This window comes from Adhaeribacter rhizoryzae, assembly GCF_008629685.1.
Lineage (GTDB): Bacteria > Bacteroidota > Bacteroidia > Cytophagales > Hymenobacteraceae > Adhaeribacter > Adhaeribacter rhizoryzae.
Window position 1 is genome coordinate 1 of sequence record NZ_VWSF01000011.1, and the last position, 22321, is coordinate 22321.

Annotated in this window: 12 protein-coding genes; 10 read left to right on the forward strand and 2 right to left on the reverse strand. The window is 42.8% G+C overall.

Annotated features, from left to right (window positions below):
- A partial coding sequence (locus tag F0145_RS14500) for an FG-GAP repeat domain-containing protein (RefSeq protein WP_150089143.1) occupies nt 1–1682 on the reverse strand: 1682 nt, incomplete at its 3' end.
- A 1115-nt stretch (nt 1683–2797) separates the two neighbouring features.
- Between F0145_RS14500 and F0145_RS14505 the strand changes: the two genes are divergently transcribed.
- From F0145_RS14505 to F0145_RS14545, 9 genes are all read left to right on the forward strand, one after another.
- Nucleotides 2798–6037 carry a SusC/RagA family TonB-linked outer membrane protein gene (locus tag F0145_RS14505; RefSeq protein WP_223816076.1) on the forward strand — a complete coding sequence of 1080 codons (3240 nt, stop codon included), beginning with the start codon at nt 2798–2800 and terminating at the stop codon, nt 6035–6037.
- Between the two features lie 18 nt (nt 6038–6055).
- Nucleotides 6056–7717, forward strand: coding sequence for a RagB/SusD family nutrient uptake outer membrane protein (locus F0145_RS14510; RefSeq protein ID WP_150089144.1), 1662 nt, complete (start codon nt 6056–6058; stop codon nt 7715–7717).
- Nucleotides 7718–7783: 66 nt separating this feature from the next.
- Nucleotides 7784–9025: a glycan-binding surface protein gene (locus F0145_RS14515; RefSeq protein ID WP_150089145.1), complete on the forward strand. Its 1242-nt coding sequence runs from the start codon at nt 7784–7786 to the stop codon at nt 9023–9025.
- 343 nt (nt 9026–9368) lie between these two features.
- Complete coding sequence (locus tag F0145_RS14520) at nt 9369–11150, forward strand: glycoside hydrolase family 9 protein (RefSeq protein ID WP_150089146.1); 1782 nt, start codon at nt 9369–9371, stop codon at nt 11148–11150.
- A gap of 268 nt (nt 11151–11418) precedes the next feature.
- Nucleotides 11419–12369, forward strand: coding sequence for a glycoside hydrolase family 43 protein (locus F0145_RS14525; RefSeq protein ID WP_150089147.1), 951 nt, complete (start codon nt 11419–11421; stop codon nt 12367–12369).
- Between the two features lie 87 nt (nt 12370–12456).
- Nucleotides 12457–13725, forward strand: coding sequence for a glycosyltransferase family 87 protein (locus tag F0145_RS14530; RefSeq protein WP_150089148.1), 1269 nt, complete (start codon nt 12457–12459; stop codon nt 13723–13725).
- Between the two features lie 179 nt (nt 13726–13904).
- A complete protein-coding gene (locus tag F0145_RS14535; RefSeq protein ID WP_150089149.1) occupies nt 13905–14927 on the forward strand; it encodes a glycoside hydrolase family 5 protein in 1023 nt (340 codons plus the stop codon).
- Nucleotides 14928–15341: 414 nt separating this feature from the next.
- Entirely contained in the window at nt 15342–19517 is a 4176-nt protein-coding gene (locus F0145_RS14540; RefSeq protein WP_150089151.1) for a hybrid sensor histidine kinase/response regulator transcription factor, read from the forward strand.
- Nucleotides 19518–19772: 255 nt separating this feature from the next.
- On the forward strand, nt 19773–20561 hold the full coding sequence (locus F0145_RS14545) for a class I SAM-dependent methyltransferase (RefSeq protein WP_150089153.1): 789 nt from the start codon (nt 19773–19775) through the stop codon (nt 20559–20561).
- Between the two features lie 119 nt (nt 20562–20680).
- On the opposite strand, the gene F0145_RS14550 is transcribed toward F0145_RS14545, so the two are convergent.
- Complete coding sequence (locus tag F0145_RS14550; RefSeq protein WP_150089155.1) at nt 20681–21274, reverse strand: porin family protein; 594 nt, start codon at nt 21272–21274, stop codon at nt 20681–20683.
- A 372-nt stretch (nt 21275–21646) separates the two neighbouring features.
- Here F0145_RS14550 and F0145_RS14555 point away from each other — a divergent pair, with 372 nt between their 5' ends.
- On the forward strand, nt 21647–22261 hold the full coding sequence (locus F0145_RS14555) for a YdcF family protein (protein WP_150089157.1): 615 nt from the start codon (nt 21647–21649) through the stop codon (nt 22259–22261).
- The last annotated feature ends 60 nt before the right edge of the window (nt 22262–22321 follow it).

The window sequence follows — 22321 nt, forward strand, 5'->3', positions numbered from 1 at the left end:
GGCATTTGCTCTAAGTATTGTTGCTGCCCGTTAGCGTACAGGAAAACTTTGGCGCCCACGCCAGCCGTGTTTTGGCCGCTGCCCGCCAGTTGCAGTTGCAAGTAGTGGTGGCTTAGTTGCTTACTGGATTGGTTCTGGTAAATAAAGGCGGGTTGGTTCAGGTTATTTGTAATCAGGTCTAAGTCGCCGTCGTTGTCCAGGTCGGCGTAGGCCGCTCCGTTGCTGTTTGAGGGTATATTAAAGCCCCAATCGGCACCTTTATTAGCAAACGTAAGATTACCGTTATTTTTATAGATATAATTATTTACGTTAGACGAAGGTATTTTCTCTAGTAAATTTTTAATATCCTGCGACCCAACTTGCCCATTTATGCTTTGAATGTAAGAACTTCTGTACTTAATAAAATCGAGGTTGGTGAAATCGCGCAGAAAGCCATTCGTAACAAACAAGTCTTTCCAGCCATCATTGTCGTAATCGGCAAACAAAGGTGCCCAGCTCCAGTCGGTGTTAGATATTCCGGCTAATTGCCCTACTTCGCTGAAAGTGCCATTGCCGTTATTTACCTGCAGCATGTTGCGCATGTATTGGTAATGAAAGCCTGCGCGCAGAAAAAGGTTAAAATGCTCGTAATTATCCGGTGAAAATAACAGCTTTTGCCGGCGATTATCTTCCGGCAACATATCCAAAGTATAAATATCCGGTAAGGCATCATTATTAATATCTGCAATATCGTTCCCCATGGAGTAAATGGGGATATGCCCGATGCCGGAACGTAGCTTGTTGCTAAAGGTGCCATTGCCATTATTTATGTAAAGATAATCGGGCGCAGAGTAGTCATTCGAAACATAAATATCGGGCCAGCCATCTGCATTAATATCGGCAATGCCGGCTCCTAAACCGTAGGTAAGAGCCGAGCCGTGCAGGCCGGCTTTGTCCGATACATCTGTAAAATGCCCGTTTTCGTTGCGGAACAATTTTACCCGCATCATAGGTTCGGTTTGCTTTAATATTTCCTTAAAGGCTATATCGTCGAGGTTGCGGAACAAGGCCGGATTGTGATTTAACAAGAACATATCCAGGTCATTATCGCGGTCGTAATCAAAGAAACTGGCATGCGTGCTGAAAGCCGAATCGGCTAACCCGTATGCTTTAGCCTGATCTATAAAGGTAGGGGTACCGTTAGCATCTGCGCCCTGGTTAATAAAAAGCTGATTTACACGGCTTTCTTCGGGCATATTACCCGAGTAGCAAACATAAATATCCGGTAAATTATCGCCATTAACATCGGCCATGGTTACCCCGGTTTTCCAAGCATATTCTTTACCCGCAACACCTGCTTGCTGGGTAATATCTACAAACTGCATATTGCCTTTGTTCAGGTAAAGGCGGTTTGGGGTCATATTGCCAGCAAAATAAATATCCTGCAAGCCATCATTGTTTATATCGCCAACGGCTACACCGCCCCCATTATAAAAATATTGGTAGGTTAGTACATTGCCGGCGGCACTCTCGGTAAGCGTATTGCTAAACTGTATATTAGATTTTTCGGGGGATAATAAAGAAAATAAAGTTTCGGCGGGAGGCGTATTTTTTACTTCTGTTGTTTTCTTGTTTTCACAGCCTGGTAAAAGACATACGGCTAGTAGCAGGCATAAGAACAGACTAGTACGGAACAATGGCATTTTAAATATTTAAGAAAATATAAAATTAAGCAATCCGAAGCAGAACTCTATCTGCGGCTAAAGATTTAATCTGAAAAACAGAATTATTAGCAGATAAATTTCATAGAATAGATTAGAGGAGAATAAAAAAAGCAGCAGACTTTTATTTTGCTGCACTACATAAAGTTGAAGTTAGACGAAAACAGCAGAGATATCAACCAATATTTTACTGATTAACCCCATAAAAGTACTAAATGTAAACTGCCTAACTGGTAGGTTTATCCTTAATATTTATAAAATAAGTTAAACCAAGCCTTTGTTTAGTGCTTTTTCAATAAAGCTTTATTTTCATTGAAAAGTATTCTGATATAAACAGATTCTTTAGAAAAATATACTGTAAAAAGTACGTAAAGGATATAAATTCAAAAAACGATATTATTAAATATGTTCTAAATTAAGAATAGCTCTTATCAAAAAATATTCAGCCTAAACTTAAAACAGCTATTACAGCACTTTAAACTACTTTGGTTATTGACCTTTCCGCAATTGGCCCTCTTTCTTGCTTAAAAACACCTGTTTTTAACCAAAAAGCCTACGTTGTTAACATTTCGACCCTATATCTAAAACATTTGAAATCCATTAATTAACAGAATGTGCCTACATTTATGTTAGCAGAAAGGAGTAAGTGCTCTGAAATATTGGAGGTAGCAAGGTTTTATCGAAAGCATTAGGCCGCAGAAAGCAAAAATCAGAAATTAAATATTTATTTAAGTAGCTACTGGGTTTGCGGAAAAATACAATATTTTAAAATTGGGCAATTAGCTGGTTGGCAGAGAAAGATAGATGCTGCCGGTACTGATAAACAGACCAATAACGCAAAGATTTATTTTTCTGAGTAGTTCCGAGTGAATAGTAACTAAAGCGTGCAAATAAATACACTGGTAATTTAAACATATAAGAAGCGGGAAGCTCTGCGTGGTTGAGGCTTAAAAGCCAAACATTAAAGTAATAAGTAATTGAAATAGTAATTTTTTAAATAGAGTTAAACCCTTAAAACTTTAGTAACACCAAGATTGAACAACCTAATAATTAATGCACACACAAATTAAAATTTACCACCTAATTCAAATTCCTTTATGAGTAAAAACATGTACCCAGACAAAGATTATCTAAAAAGTAATCGTGTCTTTAGATTTAAAACTGCCTGGAAAGTTATGGCTATTTTAATGGCCATTTTTATCCAGGCTTACGACGGTATGGCGCAAGCCGCCAGACGTGCCGTTACGGGTAAGGTAACTTCAGCTACCGATAACTCGGCTTTACCGGGCGTTAGTATTGTAGTTAAAGGCACTAATAATGGTGCGGCTACCGATGTAACCGGTAATTTCTCTTTAGAAGCGGCTCCTACTGATGTTTTAGTAGTATCGTTTGTGGGTTTTGTAACCCAGGAAGTAACAGTAGGTAACAGAACAACCATTAACATTGGCCTGAAAGAAGACGCTAAAATGCTGAGTGAAGTAGTTGTTACGGGTTACGGCGAAGTAAAACGCAGTGATTTAACAAGTGCTCAGACTACTATTGGAGCGGCCGAAATTCAGAAAACAGTAAACACTACGGTAGAGCAAGCCATTCAGGGCCGCGCTGCGGGGGTGTATGTTACCCAAAATACCGGTCAGCCGGGCGGTGGTGTTTCGGTAAATATTCGGGGTATTAACTCTATTAACGGAACCAACGAACCACTTTATGTTATTGATGGGGTTCAATTACAACCAGGTAACGTAAGTTTTGGCTCAACCAGTTCTTCTAACCCATTAGCCGGCTTAAACCCCGCTGATATTGAATCGATGGAGATTCTGCAGGGGCCATCGGCCACTGCGCTTTACGGTTCCAGAGGAACGAACGGGGTAGTTTTAATTACTACCAAAAGAGGTAAAGCCGGCGACATGAAGGTTAATTATGGCTATACCTATTCTTTGCAGGATAAACCTAAGCAAGTAGAGGTAATGAATTTGCAGGAATATGCCATCATGACCAACGAAATGCGGGCCTTAACCGGTGCAACGCCAAACCTCGATTTCCAGGACCCTTCTATTCTGGGTAATGGCACTAACTGGCAAGAAGCGCTTTTCAGAAGATCGCCATTAAATAAGCATCAGTTAAGTTTATCAGGCGGTGGCGAGAAAACGCAGGTTTATATTTCGGGTGAATATTTCGACCAGGACGGTATTGCCGTTGGTTCTAATTTCAAACGTTATTCTTTCCGGTTAAATGCCGACAATCAAGCGCGTAAGTGGCTTAAATTATCGACCAATATTGCAGTTAACCAGACAAATGAAAACTTAGCGGCCACGCAGGAAAACGTAATTATTACGGCACTGCAAATGTCGCCGGGTATTTCTGTAGTAAATCCTAATGGTAGCTGGGGTGGTGCCGATGAAACAAACGGCGCGGCAGTGCAATATACTCCGTTAAACCCGATTGCAATGGCCAATTTAGTGGAAAACACCCTGCAAAGAAGGGGCGTTATTGGGGGCTTAAACGCAGATTTCAGCATTTTTAAAGGTTTAACTTTCCGTACCTCTTTAAGTGGTAATGCTAATTTTGGCAAGTCTAATTATTTTGTTCCTTCTTACCAGATTGGTGGCCGTAACAACCCAACCGCTACCTTAAATGCTAGCAACTCAACCAGCACTTACTGGAACTGGAACCAGTTGTTGCAATACAACAGAACCATTGGCAAGCACGCCATTAATGCCATGGCCAGCCACGAATCTCAGTCCGGAAACTACGAAGATATTTCGGGTAGCAGACAAGGCTTTTTATCTAATGACTTTCCGGTATTAAGAGCAGGTAATACCCAAGGCCAGACTAATAATAGCAACCTGAGCGATTGGTCTTTAGAATCTTATTTAGGCCGGGTTATTTATACTTTCAACGACAAATACGTGTTGCAAGGTGCTATCCGTACCGATGGTTCTTCCAACTTTGGTCCGGATAACCGTTGGGGCGTTTTCCCATCTGTTTCTGCCGCCTGGAATATTTCGCAGGAGACTTTCATGAAATCGTTACCGATGGTGAACGACTTTAAACTGCGGTTTGAAACTGGTTTAACCGGTAACCAAGGCTCTGGTGGTATTTATGCCCCCATGACTACTATTCCTACTACCTGGGGTTCAGGCTTCGTGGTTGGTCAGTACGGTAACCCTAGTTTACAATGGGAAGAAACCAAAACCAACAACATTGGATTTAACCTGGCTTTATTAGATAACCGGATTCAGTTAGAAGGTGATTTTTATATTAAGAAAACCGATAACCTTTTAATGACCTTGCCTTTGCCAGATTACATGGGTGCTACCGGAAACGGCAGTATTGGTAAACCAAATGTAAATATTGGTGCACTGGAAAACAAAGGTTATGCCATTAGCTTAAATACCGTTAACATCGACCGCGGCGGCTTTACCTGGAATACCAATTTCAATGTTTCGGGTTTCCGGCCTAAAGTAACCGAATTCTATTCCGCTTCGGCTATTGTAGAGCGTTCAGCCTGGTTTATGCGTGCCTTTACGCAGCGGGCAGTAGTTGGTCAGGCTCCTTGGCAGTTCTATGGCTATATCGAAGATGGTATTTTCCAGTCGAGACAAGAGATTGAGGCCAGTGCCTTGCCAACCCGTAACGGGGTAGAGTTACCAATTGAAGTAAAGAATGCTGATGGCGTTATTACAGTTGAAGGCGTTTCAGTAGGTGACACGAAGTACAGAGATATCAATGGCGATAATGTAATTGACGAAAGAGACCAGGCTTTTATTGGTAATCCTTGGCCAAAAGCAACCTTCGGTTTCACCAACACCTTCAATTACAAAGGCTTCGACCTGATGGTATTAATAACTGGTTCTTATGGCAATGATGTTTTCAACTATGTTCGGTTCTATAACACCAACCCCAATAACATTAACCTTGGGCAGAACATGATGAAAGAAACCTTCAACTACGCCAGAATTGGAGGCGATGCCAATAATCCTACCTTGTTAAACCCAGGTTACGATGTGCCCCGGATTACGTCTGCTAACGTTAACGGTAACTTCCAGCGTATTACCAGCAAGTATGTAGAAGACGGCTCCTACCTTCGTTTGAAAAACGTGCAGATTGGCTATAATATTCCAAAAACACTGTTAGACAGACAAGGTGTTGTACAAGGCGCCCGCTTAACCTTTGGGATACAGAACTTAGCTACTTTCACCAAATACAAAGGCTTCGACCCGGAAGTGGGCGCTTATGTAGGTCGTGATGCGCAGGTAAGTGCGCAAACCATTGGGGTAGACTTTGGTCGTTATCCATTAACCCCAATGTATACTTTAAGTGTAGGAGTAGATTTTTAATAATTAACAGCTTAGAAAATGTTTAACATAAATTATAAAAAATTTGCAGCGGGCCTGATGCTATTAGGTTTGTTCACCAGCTGTAAAGAAGATTTCCTGGACCGTCCGCCTTTAGATAGGATTACGGATATAGAATATTACAAAACCACCGATCAGGTTTTAATGGCAACCGCCCCTTTATATAGTGGTGTGTGGTTTGGTTACAACGATAAAGCTGCTGTTGGTATTGGTGACGGCCGTGGCGGAACATTCTTTTCGCCTTCCTATGAAATGGAGCACGTGCGGTTAGCCAGTTCTCCTACGCAGGAATCGGTAAATGGTGCTTGGCAGTCATTTTTTAACATTATTGGGCAATCAAATGCGGTAATTAATAATGTGCAGAAATACGCGGCGCCAACAGTACCAGATAATATTAAGCTGCATGCTATGGGTGAGGCCCGGTTCTTCCGGGGCTTGGCTTACTCTTATCTGGTGCAAACTTTCGGGCCAGTACCTCTAATTGAGGATAACACGAAAATATTAACAGATACTTCTGTAACCCGCAATACCGTAGAAAGTATTTGGGAGTTTGTTATCCGGGATATCAGATATGCCTCTAAAGTATTACCGGCCACTCCGGTACAAAAATCGCGGCTTACCAAATATGCTGCTCAAGGTATGTTATCGCGCATGTTCCTGACCCGGGCTGGTGTAGGTAGTAATGGCACGCGCCGCCAGGCAGATTTAGATAGCGCTGCTTACTATGCTAAAAGCGTTATGGATGCCAATGCTTATAAGTTGCTGCCAGTTTATGAAGATTTGTTTTTAACCAAAAACAATGGCAACGAAGAAACAGTAGCGGCTTTGCAGTGGGTATACAACGGTGGTAATACTTATTGGGGTGCGCAAAATACCCAGCAAGCTTACATGGCTTTCTCTTCGAGCATTACCGGCTTCGGCGATGGTTGGGGTGGCGACCACGGTGCTACCATGGATATGTTAAAAACCTACGAAACTGGTGATAAACGGCGGAAAGCTACCTACATGTTCCCTGGCGATACTTATTCTTACATTACCGAAGAAGTAAACGACCCGAATAAACCAGGCGCCAAAATGAAGCGGCCATTACAGGTAACCACCGATAATAATGGAGCAGATGCTTTCAAATCGCGGGCTAATATTAAAAAATATGTAGTAGGCCGTCCGGAAGATAATGATGGTAAAGTAATCCAAATGGGTACCGAAATCCAGACTTACCTGATGCGTTATGCCGAGATATTGTTAATTTACGCGGAAGCTGTTTTGGGTAATAATGCTTCTACGTCTAATGTAGCAGCTTTGGAGGCCTTTAACGCGGTGCGCGTAAGAGGTGGTGTGCCGGCTAAAACAAGCATTACCTGGGAAGATATTTACAAAGAAAGACGGGTAGAGTTAGCTATGGAAGGCCAATCTTGGTACGATATTGCGCGGTTACATTATTATAACCCGACTTTGGCTTTACAAAAGTTAAGCCAGCAAGACAGAGGAACGTACCGGATTATTCCTAATACCAAAGTAAATGCTACTTCCTGGACCATCGAATCGGTTACGCCGCAGTTTTATTCAGTAGATGAGGCTAGCTTCTTTGTGCCATATCCGGCGGCAGAGCTTAGCCGGGCTCCTAACTTACGGAAAACGCCAGTTCCTTATCAATTTCAATAAAGGTTAATATGCTGTCTGCACTAATATTTTAGGATTTTAGGGCAGACAGATAAAATAAATTAATGTATGAAGAAGTTTACCATAAATTCAATCAATCGAATAAGCTTTCTGCTGCTGTTGTTCGTGGCAGGAGCCCTTTTCTCCTGTGAAGAAGAAGACCCTACGGCACCGGCTGAAGCCAAGGCGGCCCCTGTAATTGAGGCTGTCCGCTCTATGGACCCAACCAAGGCCGATAGTACTTTTAAACAATCAACCTTAGGTTCAATCATTGTTATTAAGGGCAGAAACCTGGAAGATACCCGTTTTATTACTTTTAATGGGTACAATGCTAGTTTTAATACCGCTTATGCGTCTGAAAACTATGTGATTGTTCGCATTCCGGAATTAACCCCTACAGTTGCTACTGCCACCAATGTTTCTAATAAACTGGTTGTTAGTAATTCTAAAGGCGAAGCCGTTTACGATTTTACGGTATTGCCGCCTGCTCCAATAATAGAAGCCATGAGTAATGAGGCTGCTAAGGCGGGCGATGTACTTACGCTTTACGGTAAATATTTCTACTTTGTGAAAGATGTAACTTTCCCGGGTGGTGTAAAAGCTACAAACGTAACTGCATCGGCAGACGGAACTACGCTAACTGTAACGGTGCCTGCTGGTGTTACCCCTGCTCAGGGAAGTGTTATTGTAACTTCAGAAAGTGGTAAGTCTGCGGCTAATGCCAGAACCCAGCTTTATAGCACTTTAGGTTTAATCTCTAATTTCGATAATAAGAGCTTTTTTGGTTGGGGCATACCTGGCGAAAATATTGTAACCAGCGCACCAGGTATAAATGGCCTTGATGGTAAATTTGGAACAGTTCAAATGGCAGTTCCGGGTAACGGTGGTTGGGCTAACGCCAGAGTAATGCATTTTGCCGATTATGGTGCAGGCTCTCAGATTTTGCCAACAACGCCGGCCGCTAACTATAATGCCAATGACCCAATTGCTAATTTTGAAGTTAGAATGGAAGTAGCTGCAGCTAATACTAATTTAAACGGTATTCAAGTGCAGGTAATGATTCCGGCCGCCGATGGTAAAGAGTATGACGCTAAAGTAGACCTGAAAAACTTTGTTCGTTCAACCGATGGTAAATGGTATACCGTAGCCGTTCCGCTTGCTAATTTAGCCAATGGCTCAACTAAGTATAGTAAATACAGCGATGCACTGGCAAGTAAACAAATCCGGGTTGCTGCTTTTAATACCAATGCGGCTGATGTGCCTGTAACCCTTGGTTTTGATAATATCCGGATTATTAATACAACAAAGTAATATTCCTGTTGGCAGCTACTTATTCTGCCACGTTTGATTTTTATAATCAAATATTAAGACTAACCTGATAAATAATGGCAAGTGAGAGCTTGCCATTATTTATTAAAAGAAAATTATAAAAGAACCTATACTGCAAAAAGAATGCCGGCACAAACAACCTGGAGTTGTTGCCACAATAATTATTACTGGCAAAGGCCTAAAAGCTCCTTTTCATTTAAAGTAAAATCTTATTTAGGATTTCCGGACTTACAAGCAAAACCAATCTTTTAAGGTATAGGCTATCGATTATAAATAATATGTCACTAATCATTTCATACGCTTAACCTACTTTACTTTACTAAACATGCATGCATTAAAAAAAATACTTTCTATTGCCTCCTTTTCTTTATTTATTTCGGCGGTGCAAGCGCAGAGCATTGCCGATAATATCCGGCTTAACCAAATTGGGTTTTACCCGGCGGCCACCAAAGTTGCTGTGGTAGTAGGCGAAAATAATGGGGGTAAGTTTTACCTGAAAACCGCCGATGGCAGCAAAACTGTTTTTACCGGTCAGCTTACCCAAAGCAAACCCAACGAATTCTCGAAAAAGCCAACCCGCATTGCCGATTTTTCCGGCTTCAATAAACCAGGTACTTATGTTTTGGAAATTCCCGGAGTAGGTAAGTCCTATACCTTTAGTATCAAACCTGAGGTACATAAAGCCGTGGCCGATGCCGGCTTAAAAGCTTTTTATTACCAGCGCATGTCGATTGATTTGCCGGAGAAATACGCCGGTAAATGGCACCGGAAAGCCGGCCACCCTGATAGCAAAGCTATCGTGCATCCTTCGGCGGCTTCGGACAAACGCCCAACTGGTACGGTTATTTATTCAACCCGAGGCTGGCTGGATGCCGGCGATTACAACAAATATATTGTAAACAGTGGCATTACTACGGGCACGCTGCTGGCAGCTTACGAAGACTTTCCGGCATATTTTAAAACCCAAAAATTAAATATTCCGGAAAGCAATAACCAGGTGCCTGATGTTTTAGATGAAGCCTTGTGGAACCTGCGCTGGATGCTGACCATGCAAGACCCGAACGATGGTGGCGTTTACCATAAGTTAACGAATCCGGCTTTCGATGGCATGGTTATGCCCGATAAATCTGATAAACCGCGTTATGTGGTACAAAAAGGAACGGGCGCGGCTTTAAATTTTGCCGCCGTTATGGCCCAGGCCAGCCGCGTGTACAAAAACTACAACAAAGATTTTCCGGGTTTAGCCGATAGTATGTTAACCGCCGCTACCCGCGCCTGGGAGTGGGCGCAGAAGAATCCGAAGGTAATCTACGACCAGGAAACTAATAATAATCAATTTGAACCCAAAATAACCACCGGCGCTTACGGCGACCGTGAGTTCAGCGATGAATTTATTTGGGCCGCTTCGGAATTATACGCTTCTACCAAACAGGATAAATATTACACCGCCGTAAATTTATTTCCGGATACCAACATGCCGCTCCCAAGCTGGAACCAGGTGCGGTTACTGGGTTATTACACGCTTGCCCGCCACCAAAACAGCTTAACTCCGGTAGCTAAAAAAGATTTGCCAGAGCTGAAAAAGCGTTTAGTAACCTTCGCCGATGAATTAATAGCCGGCGCAAATGAGCGTACTTATCGTACGGTAATGGGCAAAACCGAGAAAGATTACATTTGGGGCAGCAGTTCGGTGGCGGCCAACCAAGGCATTGCCCTGATTAATGCCTATAAATTGACCAACGACAAAAAATACCTGGAAGGAGCCATTTCTAACCTCGATTATTTACTTGGGCGCAATGCGGTTGGCTTTTCTTTCTTAACCGGCTTCGGCAAAAAATCTACTATGAACCCGCACCACCGCCCTTCGGTGGCCGATGGCATTAAAGAACCAATACCGGGTTTGTTATCGGGCGGCACCAATGCCCGCGCCAATGTGCAGGATAAATGCGCCGGTTACCCCTCTAATGCCTCCGCCGACGAAATGTACATTGACCACGATTGCTCTTATGCTTCCAACGAAATTGCCATTAACTGGAATGCCCCATTTGTGTACCTGGCCTCAGGGATCGAAGCCTTGCAGAACAAAGCAAGTTTAACAAAGAAATAATTTCTGGAAAACTCTAAAACTTGTCCGGTACTGATTTTTCTTAAATGAAGCAGATATTGTAGCAAGTTTAATGTAGCTTTAAAACTTACGAGCGGCTGCTTACCTAAAATATTCGGGTAAGTGGCCGCTTTCTTTTCTACAGGATTTTAGTTCCGGTATGGTTGCTCCTCCATAATAATTATTGCTACCGAAATAAATTGCCGACTAATAGGGCTGCATAGGAAAATAATATTTCATTAAATTAGAGCGAAAATTAAGAAGTGTAGGTATGAAGTTTTTAGATACACAAAAGTTACTGCTGGGCTTACTGCTGTTGTTTAGTTTTTCGGCTAACAGCCAGCAATTATTAAAAAAGGATGAGGTGCTTTTATTCTCGTACTTTAAAGGCAACGGCGATGGCATGCACCTGGCTTACAGCACCGATGGTTATAAGTGGACAGCTTTACAAAACGATAAAATATTCCTGAAACCTACGGCTGGTAAAGACAAGTTAATGCGCGACCCCAATATTATTCGGGGCCACGACGGCAAATTTCACATGGTCTGGACGGTGAGCTGGAACGAAAAGGGTATTGGTTACGCTACTTCCGCCGATTTAATTAACTGGTCGGAGCAGAAATATATTCCGGTAATGGAGCACGAGCCCAATGCCCGCAATACGTGGGCACCCGAAATAACCTATGACCCCAAAACCAAGCAATACCTGATTTACTGGGCAACCACTATTACCGGCCTCTACCCCGAAACCCAATCGAAAGAAGATAATGGGTACAACCACCGCATGTACTACGTTACCACCAAAGATTTTAAAACTTTCAGCCCCACCAAGCTTTTGTACGAGCCCGGCTTTAACGTAATAGACGCCAATATTGTACCCGATGGCAAAGAGTTTATTATGTTTCTGAAAGACGAAACCCGCGAGCCAGCCCAGAAAAATTTGCGAATAGCCAAAGCCAAGAATCTTACCGGCCCTTACACCAAAGCCGGCCCGCCTATTACGGGTAAATATTGGGCCGAAGGACCAACAGGCTTAAAACTGGGCGGGAAATGGATTGTGTACTTCGATAAATATACAGAGGGTAAAATGGGAGCCGTACAATCCGCGGATTTAGAAAACTGGACCGATATTTCAGAGCAAATGGTATTTCCGAAAGGAATGCGCCACGGCACCGTATTTAAAGTTACCCGCCAGGAATTTGAAAAGCTGAACCAGCCGTAAAAATAAATTTAAAGCCGCGGCCTAAACTTTCTGTAACCAAAAACCTTTGATTTGGTAGAACCTTAAAAAGTTAAAGGTATCTGCCGAATGGTGAGATGGTTAAGTAAAATTAAAGTTGATTATAAATTAGTTTTAATCGTTTTTATCGCTTTTGCTGTTTTTGCTTCTGTACAAGCCTATCTAAAACCTTTATCGCTAAATGCCGGAAGCGGCCAATATTATACCCATTACAATAACTATATAATTTTTAAGCAGTCCTTTTTTCATCTGCTGGCCGGAAAAGATTTGTACCGGCATTATTTACTGGAACATTGGGATTTATATAAATATAGCCCGGCTTTTGCGCTTTTCTTCGGCCTGTTTGCACTGCTGCCCAATTTAATAGGCTTACTCTTCTGGAATCTGGTAAATGCCTTAACGCTGTTCTGGGGAATGCGTTACCTGCCGCAATTACCCGGCAAAACCAAGGCCATAATGCTGTTGGCCGTAGCTTATGAATTATTAACCTCTACGCAAAACGAGCAAAGTAATGCCCTTACCGGCGGCTTAATTATACTGGGGTTTGGTTTGCTGGAACGGAAATATTATTGGTGGGCGGCGGGCTGTATTGTGTTTAGCGTTTACATCAAATTATTCGGCTTGGTAGCCATGGCCTTGTTCCTGTTTTATCCGCAGAAATGGAAAATAGGGCTATATACGGGTATTTGGGCCGGCCTATTTTTTCTATTGCCCTTAACCGTAGTAGCCGCAGACCAATTTTGGGGTTTATACCAAAGCTGGTTGCACCTGCTGGTAAACGACCACTCTATTTCGGATGGCTTTTCGGTGATGGGTTGGTTAAAAACCTGGTTTAATTTTAAACCAGATAAGCTGCATGTATTGCTGATAGGTGCCTGCTTGTTTTGTTTGCCGCTGTTGCGGGTAAATTGTTACCAGAATTATTTTTTCCGGCTGCAAGCCTTGGCTTCGGTGCTGATTTGGGTAATTATATTTAACCATCGGGCCGAATCGGCTACTTTTATTATTGCCATGAGCGGCGTGGTAATCTGGTATTTCTCGCAGCAACGTAAACCCGAAAACTTAGCGCTATTTGTACTGGCCTTTGTATTTACCCAACTAGCCGCTACCGATATTTTCCCTAGGTTTATTCGCAAAGAATATTTTCAGCCTTACGTGGTAAAAGCAGTGCCTTGTATATTAATCTGGGCTAAGATTATGTACGATATGCTGTTCTCAAAATATTCGCCCCAATTACCCAAAGCAGTTGCTAAAAACAGTGCTGAATCAGTTTCAGTTAAAAATAACCAAATCATCAACCCGGTTTCATCAGGCAACCAGATAGAAAAGCACCAATAAGCGCGTATTTCTCAAGCTAAGGCGACCTTATAAATAAAATACTGCAGAGGCGTACAACCAAAAGAATAAGGTATTAACAAATGCCATCTTAAATTTTAACATTTTAAACAAGTTAAAGGGGCATTTTACTTTAACTTTGGTAGCAATATATTGGCGGAACTCCGGCTAAATGCTCGTGTATGTATAATCCTAAGTTGTTAAAGTTTTTTCTAATGCTGTTGTTATCGCTAACTGCTATTTGCGCGCGCACACAGGCGCAAGGTACAATGCAGGTAAAAGGGCGGTTTTTGTACGACCCCAAAGGGAAGCAAGTAATATTGCGCGGGGTAAACGAAATGTTTATCTGGTCCTCGGATTTAACCGGGGAAAAAACTTTTGCCGAGATAGCCAAAACCGGGGCCAATGTGGTACGGCTGGTTTGGCTTAGCAGCGACGATAACCCCAAAGGCAGTGCCGCCAACCTGGATAAAATTATTTCTAACTGCATAGCTCAAGGTATGATTCCGATGCCTGAACTCCACGGTGCAACGGGTAATTGGAGTAAATTGCAGCGTCAGGTTGATTATTGGGTAAAGCCCGAAATAGTAGCCGTACTAAAAAAACATGAGCCTTACCTCTTGTTAAATATTGCCAACGAAGTAGGCGGCTGGGAAATAAAAGATGAGCAATTTCGCGAAGCCTACACCAGTGCCATTACCCAAATCCGGAATACCGGCCTTAAGTGCCCGCTGGTAATTGACGGTACCGGATGGGGGCAAAACATTGATATTTTACAGGCAAACGGGCCTTATTTAATTCAGCAAGATCCGCAGAAGAATTTATTGTTTTCGGTACACATGTGGTGGACTGCTCCAGACGGTGCTAAAACCCGCATTATTAACGAAATAAAAGAATCTGTAGCAATGAACCTGCCTTTAATAGTAGGCGAATTTGCCCCGATGGGCGTAGGTTGCAAAAAATACATCGACCATAAAATTATTATGGAAGAATGCCAGAAAAACCAGATTGGCTGGCTGGCTTGGTCGTGGGGCTTACAAAACAACGGCGATTGTGCCCTGATGGATATGACCAACGATGCGCAGAACGGTAAATTTGCCGGCTTAGTAGATTGGGGTTTAGAAGTTGCGGTAACCGATAAATATAGTATCCGGAATACGGCTAAAAAGACCCGTTATTTTAAGCGGTTAAGTAAAAAAGCGTAATATTTACAGTTTAAAAGCTTTTTGCTGGCAGTACCAACCTGCAATATTTAGTGCCACATTTAATCAACTAATATATTTTAGTTGGTTCCCCGGGTTCATTGCTTATGGGTAGCAGGCAAGTAATATTGCGCCTTTATCTTAAGCAATCGGGCCTTAAACGTAATCTATTACAGTTTTTGAATATTTTAAGGGCGCAGCTCCCATTGGCAGAACTTTTCTGCCTTTTTTTTCCTTTCTTGTAATACCCCGGCTAAGTACTTGTTCTTACTAGTAGTGGGTAAACCTATTTTGTAATTTTTAAGGATAATACTTTATTCTACAAGCATTATAGCGGTAGTGCCGGCAGAATTTTGGGCGCTGTTTTTTATATATTTATCTTCGTTTTGCCTTAAGCTAGTAGTGGATTTAACCCGCATGCGTAATAAAATTTATTTAAGTACTTTTCTGCTTTGGTCGCTTTGTTTAGCGGTTTTTGCCCAAACCGGCGAGTATAAATTTACCCGGCTCAACAGCAGCCAGGGGCTTTTGCATAACCAAATAAACTGCATGCTGCAAGATAGTAAAGGTTTTATGTGGTTTGGTACCATGTCGGGCCTTAACCGGTTCGATGGGTATAATTTTAAGGCTTTCCGGCACGATATCCGCGATACAACTTCTATCCGTAATAATTACATCAGCGATTTAGCCGAAGGACCGGAACAAATGCTGCTGGTGGTTACGCGGTGGTCGGGGTTAAATATTTACAACCCCAGCACCGAGCGGTTTATGAGCAAACCCGAAAAGTACCTGCGCAAATACGGTATTCCGGATGCGGCTATTCAGAAAATAGTTAAAGACCGGAAAGGTAACTTTTGGTTTGTACATGCCCGCGAAGGTATTTTTAAATATGACAGTAAGTCAAAAAAAACTATCCGGCTGGCGCGCGACACCTCAGATTCATTGTCGATTCATTCGAACCAGATTTCGGACCTGGACGAAGATATGCAAGGTAATATCTGGTTGATGCACCAGGATGGGGTGCTGGAGAAAATTAGTAGCCAAACAAACAAAATTATTGCCCGGAATTATTTTCTGAACCGGAGTTATGGCCAAACTCACGATGGGTATGGCCTGTTTTCGGATGCCGACGGCGAACCCTGGATATACATGAAAAACGAGGCCCGGGGTTTATTTTACTATAATGTTAAAGCCGAAACCTTCACCCACATTCACGAGGCATCGGAAAAAGTAAAATTAAACGCCAATATTGTAAAAGGCATAACCCAGGATAATCGCCAGAAAATTTGGATTGGTACCGACCACGGCGGTGTTAATTTATTAGATAAAAAAACCTTTACGATAAAATACCTGGTGCACGAGCCCGAAGATTTCCGGAGTTTGAGCCAGAACAGTATTTATGCCTTGTATAAAGATAATATTGGCACCGTGTGGGTGGGCACCTATAAAGAAGGCATAAACTATTACCACGAAAATGTTATCCGGTTTAAATTATTTCAGCATTTGGCAACCAACACGGCCAGCCTGCCCTTTAACGATATAAACCGGGTAGTAGAAGATGCCAAAGGTAATTTATGGCTGGGCACCAACGGCGGCGGCCTGATTTATTTCGATAGGGCCACTAACCAATTTAAGCAGTACCGCCACGACCCCAAAGACCCCAATAGCCTGAGCAATAATATTATTGTGAGTTTGCACCTCGACCGGGACCAGAAGCTTTGGGTAGGTACTTATTTTGGCGGTTTAAACAGTTTCGATGGCCAGCAATTTACCCGCTACCGCAATAACCCCGCTAACCCCAACAGCCTGGCCGACGACCGGGTTTGGGAAATATTTGAAGATTCGAAACGTAACTTGTGGGTGGGAACTTTGGGGGGCGGCTTGGACCTTTTCGACCTAAAAACAAACACTTTCCGGCACCACCGGCAAGGTCAACCAAACTCGGTACATTCCGATTATATCTCTTCTATCATCGAAGACCACGAAGGTTATTTATGGATTGCTACGGCTTACGGCGTAGATCAATATAACCCCGCTACCGGTACGTTTACGCACTTTGTAAACAATAACAACAACCCCAAAGGGTTAAGCAATAATAATGTAAATAGCATTATTGAAGATAGCCGCGGCCTGATTTGGATACCCACGCACGAGGGCCTGAATCTATACGATAAAAGGCGCAATAGTTTCCGGAGTTTCCGGCAAGAAAACGGCTTACTCGATAACACCGTTTTGAGCATTGTAGAAGATAATCAGCATAATTTATGGCTTAGCACGCCTAACGGCTTATCTAATTTAGTTATAGGTAAAAAGCCCAATGGAGAGTACAGTTTTAGTTTTAAAAACTACGACCAGCTAGATGGCTTGCAAGGCAAAGCTTTTAACAATAATGCGGTTTGTAAAACCAGGCGTGGCGAACTGGTATTTGCGGGCGTACAGGGGTTTAATATTTTTCAGCCCGAGCGCATTACCTTAAATAAAAATATTCCGGCCCTGGTTTTTACCGATTTAGAAATATTTAACCGGAGCCTGCAGGTAGGCGATACGCTGGCTGGGCGCGTAGTACTGGATAAAGCCATTACCGAAAAAAAAGAAATAACCCTGAAACACCACGAAAACATGTTTTCGGTGGCGTTTGCCGCGCTGGGGTATCTGCAGCCCGAAAAAAACCAATTTGTTTACTTGCTCGAAGGCTTTAATGATAAATGGCTGGCCGCCGATAGTAAGTTGCGGAAAGTAACCTTCACCAACCTAGACCCTGGCACTTATGTGTTGCGCGTAAAAGCTGCTAATAACGATGGACTCTGGGACGAAGAAGGTATTAAATTAAAAATAACCATTCTGCCGCCTTTTTGGCAAACCATACCGGCCATTGCGGCTTACGTGTGTTTGGCATTGCTTTTATTATGGCTAGCCCGGCATATTATGCTGGAGCGCGAACGGCTTAAATTCCGGATTGTGCAGGAGCGGCAGGAAGCCAAGCGTCGCCACGAACTTGATGTAATGAAAATTAAATTTTTCACAAACGTTAGCCACGAGTTCCGGACACCCTTAACCCTAATATTAACGCCGCTCGAAAAAATTATTAAGAACGCCACCGACGAAGGCCAGAAAAGCCACTTGTTACTTATTCACCGGAACGCCCGGCGTTTGTTAAACCTGGTAAACCAATTGCTCGATTTCCGGCGGATGGAAGTGCAGGAAATTCACTTACATCCTTCTAAAGCCGATATTGTTCATTTTATAAAAGAAACGGCTTTATCTTTTTCCGATTTATCCGAGAAAAAGAATATCCGGTTTAACCTGGTATCGGAAGTTGACGAATTAGAAACAATGTTTGACCCGGATAAACTGGAGAAAATATTGTTTAACCTGCTTTCTAACGCTTTTAAATTTACACCCGAAGGCGGTGAGATTAGCCTGGCGCTAAACCTGGTAGCGGCTTCCCGGAAAAACGGCAAAAGTGCCCAGCATATAATTATTAAAGTAAAAGATACCGGCATTGGCATTGCGCCCGAAAACCACGAAAAAATATTCCGGCAGTTTTTCCAGAGCGATATTCCGGGCTCCATGGTTAACCAGGGTAGCGGCATTGGGCTGGCTATTACCAAAAAGTTTGTGCGGCTACACGGCGGCAATATTTCGGTGCAGAGTACCCCGGGCGAGGGCAGTTGCTTTACAGTAGTATTACCGGTTACCAACACCTTTACCGCCAAGCCGGCTACTAAACCTGTAGTAGAAGAAATTCAGGCACCGGTAGCAATTTCTGCTGCAAATAATGCTCTGGATGGCGCGCTAACTGGTAATAAAAACGGCAAAAAACCGGTGGTGCTGTTAATCGAAGACAACGAAGATTTTCGGTTTTACCTGAAAGATAATTTGCAGGCGTATTATACCATTAAAGAAGCCGCCGACGGCAAACAAGGCTGGCAGCAGGTGCTGGCCTGTAACCCCGATTTGGTGGTAAGCGATATTATGATGCCCGAAATGGATGGCATTACGCTCAGCCGGAAAATAAAGAAAGACCCGCGTACGGCCAATACGCCAGTTATTCTGTTAACTGCCAACGCCTCCGAAGAGCAGCAAATGACCGGGTACCAAACTGGGGCCAACGATTATATTGTTAAGCCTTTTAATTTCGAGATTCTGCTTTCCCGCATCCGCAACCTGGTTAACCAGCACGCTAATTTCCGGGATGCGTTGCAGCCCAAAATAGAAGTTAAACCGCAAGAGGTGCAGGTTACCTCGCTCGATGATAAATTAATCAGAAAGGCCATTGCATACACCGAAAAGAATATTGCCAATCCGGACTTTTCGGTAGAAGACTTAAGCCGCGAAATGGGCATGAGCCGGGTATATTTGTATAAAAAATTACTGGCCCTAACAGGTAAAGCGCCTTTAGAATTTATACGTACCGTTCGTTTAAAAAGAGCGGCCCAATTATTAACCGAAAGCCAGCTTACCGTTGCGGAGGTCGCCTACGAAGTAGGGTTTAATAATCCGAAATATTTTACCAAATATTTTAAAACCGAGTTTAATTGTTTGCCGTCGGTTTATGCTGCCGAAAAGAAAAAAGAGAGCCTGGTAGTTTAAGGTGTCCGGTTAATACTGGCTTGCCGGCAAACATTAGTTAATATAAAGCTGCTCATTTAAATAGCTGCGGTTGCCACGTGCGTAACCGCTTCTTCCCTGAATTTATTGGCCTGGTATTCGGTAAATACAGTAGTTTACAATGCCAGGAAAAAGAGCTATTCTGCCTTGGTGATAATTCTCTGATTTTAAGCAAATTAATTTGTTTTATTAACAAGTTTAGTTACCTTAATAATACAGAAAATTAACGCGCCTGGTATGAATTCAAAAGAAATTGTAGCCTTTTTGCGCAAACTAAAGGTGCACGAAGTACTGCGTCCGGCTAAAAAATTAATGCCTCATAAATTAAAAGAATGGGCTGAGCAGAATACCGTTCGGGAGTTAGTATCTGTTAATGAACTGTGGCCGCAGTACCAAAAAGCCTGCTTATTTCTGGCCAGTACTGTTGGGCCGGATAATTTGGGCGATTACCTGGAATTTGGGGTTTGCCATGGCACTTCGCTGAATTGCATGTCCCAGGTTTTACAGGAGCAGCGGCTTTCAACGGTGCGGTTGTTCGGCTTCGACTCGTTCGAAGGTATGCCCGCAATTAGTAACCAAGATGATAATGGCTTTTGGCAACCGGGGCAATTTCGCAATGAATTAGCCGCTACCAAGTGTTTCTTAAGCCATAACGGCGTAGATTGGAATAAAACTTTTCTGATTAAAGGCTGGTACTCCGATACCCTTACCCCCGAGTTAAAGCAGCAGCACCAAATACAAAAAGCCAGCCTGATTATGATAGATTGTGATATTTATACATCGGCAAAAGAGGCGCTTACTTTCTGTAAAGATTTAATTAAAGATATTGCTATTATATTCTTCGATGATTGGGGCTCTGGTAACCTGGCCAGCCTAAACCTGGGCGAAAAACGCGCTTTTCAGGAGTTTTTAGATGAAAATCCGCATTTTAAAGCCGAGGAATTTGGTAGTTATCAATACCAGGGCTTGGCCCAGGCTAAAATATTTAAAGTAGTAAACACCTTAAATTTTCCGGTGCCCGGTTAACTTCTTTTAATAGGGAAATCGCAGCAATAATTACGGCAGGCTTGTTTTCTACCACCTTGGGTATTATTTAAACAAACCTGCCGCAGCTAATTATTACTCAGAAAAAATATTAGGTAATATTACCGGTTACCACGGCCGGGTAAGTAAATCTGAAAACCTAAACCTAACGACAAGCCCGACATGCCATTACCCACCGAAATATCGGCGTTGGTGCGGGTATAACTAAGTACGCCTTCTAGGGCTACGTTGCTGGCCACAAAGTGCGCATAGCCGGCGCTTAAACCAAATACCGACGAAAAAATAGCATCACCACTGCTGTCTTTCATAGAACTACCGGCAAACCCAGCTGTTGCTTCGCCAAACCAACGGTGCGTAGGGGCTGCTCCTTCCGGGAAATAATACCTTACAAATGGCGTGGCTCCGTAAAGGAAATTTTCGCCGCCATCGTAAAAGGTTGCTCCTAGTAGAGCCTGGGCACCAATAGCCGCATTGTCGCTAATAAAATAACCGGCCCGGGGCATAATATTAAGGTTAAAAGTCTCGGACTTAAAGTTATGACTAATATTACCAATGCCGGCGCCAACCAGCCAATTACCTTTTTGTATTGCATCAAATGCTACCGGCGCGGTAGACTGGGGTCTGGTAATATCCTGGGCTGCTACTTTGCCTGTAACCAGCAACAAGATTAATAATAAGGGAAATAAATTTTTCATAAATGTAAGAATTTAATAAAACAAAGTTCTGCTTATTAAAAACGCGTATTTAGCAAGGTTGTTTAGGATTTATCTGATTTATATTTAAGCAGAGGAAAAGAATTAAGGCTATGCCGCTGTTATACAAGCTATAACAATTTTTAGCTCGCCGGAATAATTAAAACGAAACCCCGGAAATGCTTGCTACAGGTTAACACCTGTGGTATATGACCCTGCATTCGCTTTGTGAAGCGCTGGAAATACTCTATACCACCGATAAAACTACAGGTATATACTAAGTGAAATATTGCTGAAGATCAACTTAATAAAACATTATTTTAGACTTCGGCGTGTATATTAGCCTTAATAAAAATAAAGCTTAAAGTAAAAAGCATGTTTGAACTGGTAATTCGGGCGCTTTGCGATACAATTCCCCGAACCGTAGATGCAACCTATTTATTTGCCCAAACGCCCGATAATCAGGCTTCGGTATTATTTAAAGGGCGGCAATTATTAGAGAAAAGTATTACCCCTAAAATAATGTTTGCCGAAACTGGCGAGCGGAGCGGTTATTTAGGGTACGATGCCTGGAAAAAGCAATTACTAGCCTGGAATGTAGCCGAAACTAACATGGAGGGAGTAACAGTAGGTTACGATGTAATATTACATACCTTATCGGAGGCAGAGGCCATGATGCAGCAAGTAAAGCACAAAGGTTACCAGACTGTGGTGGTGGTAGCGCCGCCGTTCCATCAACCCCGCGCCTTCATGACGGCTATTACTGCTGCCTTGCGTTTGTACCCCGAAGTTAAGCTCTATAGCCAGCCCGGCGAAACCTTGCCTTGGCTGGGCGAAGCCGTTCATTCGCAAGGCAACGAAAAGGCGCTCAGAAAAGATTTAATTCAGGGCGAGGCAGAACGAATAGCGAAATACCAGGCGCAAGGCGATTTGGCTCAGTTTGAGGAAGTGTTAGAATACCTGAATAACCGGGATGCTGCAGTAAGCTGATTTAGGAGCAAAAGGTATAAAAAAGAACTGCCCTCAGGAATTAACCTAAGGGCAGTTGCT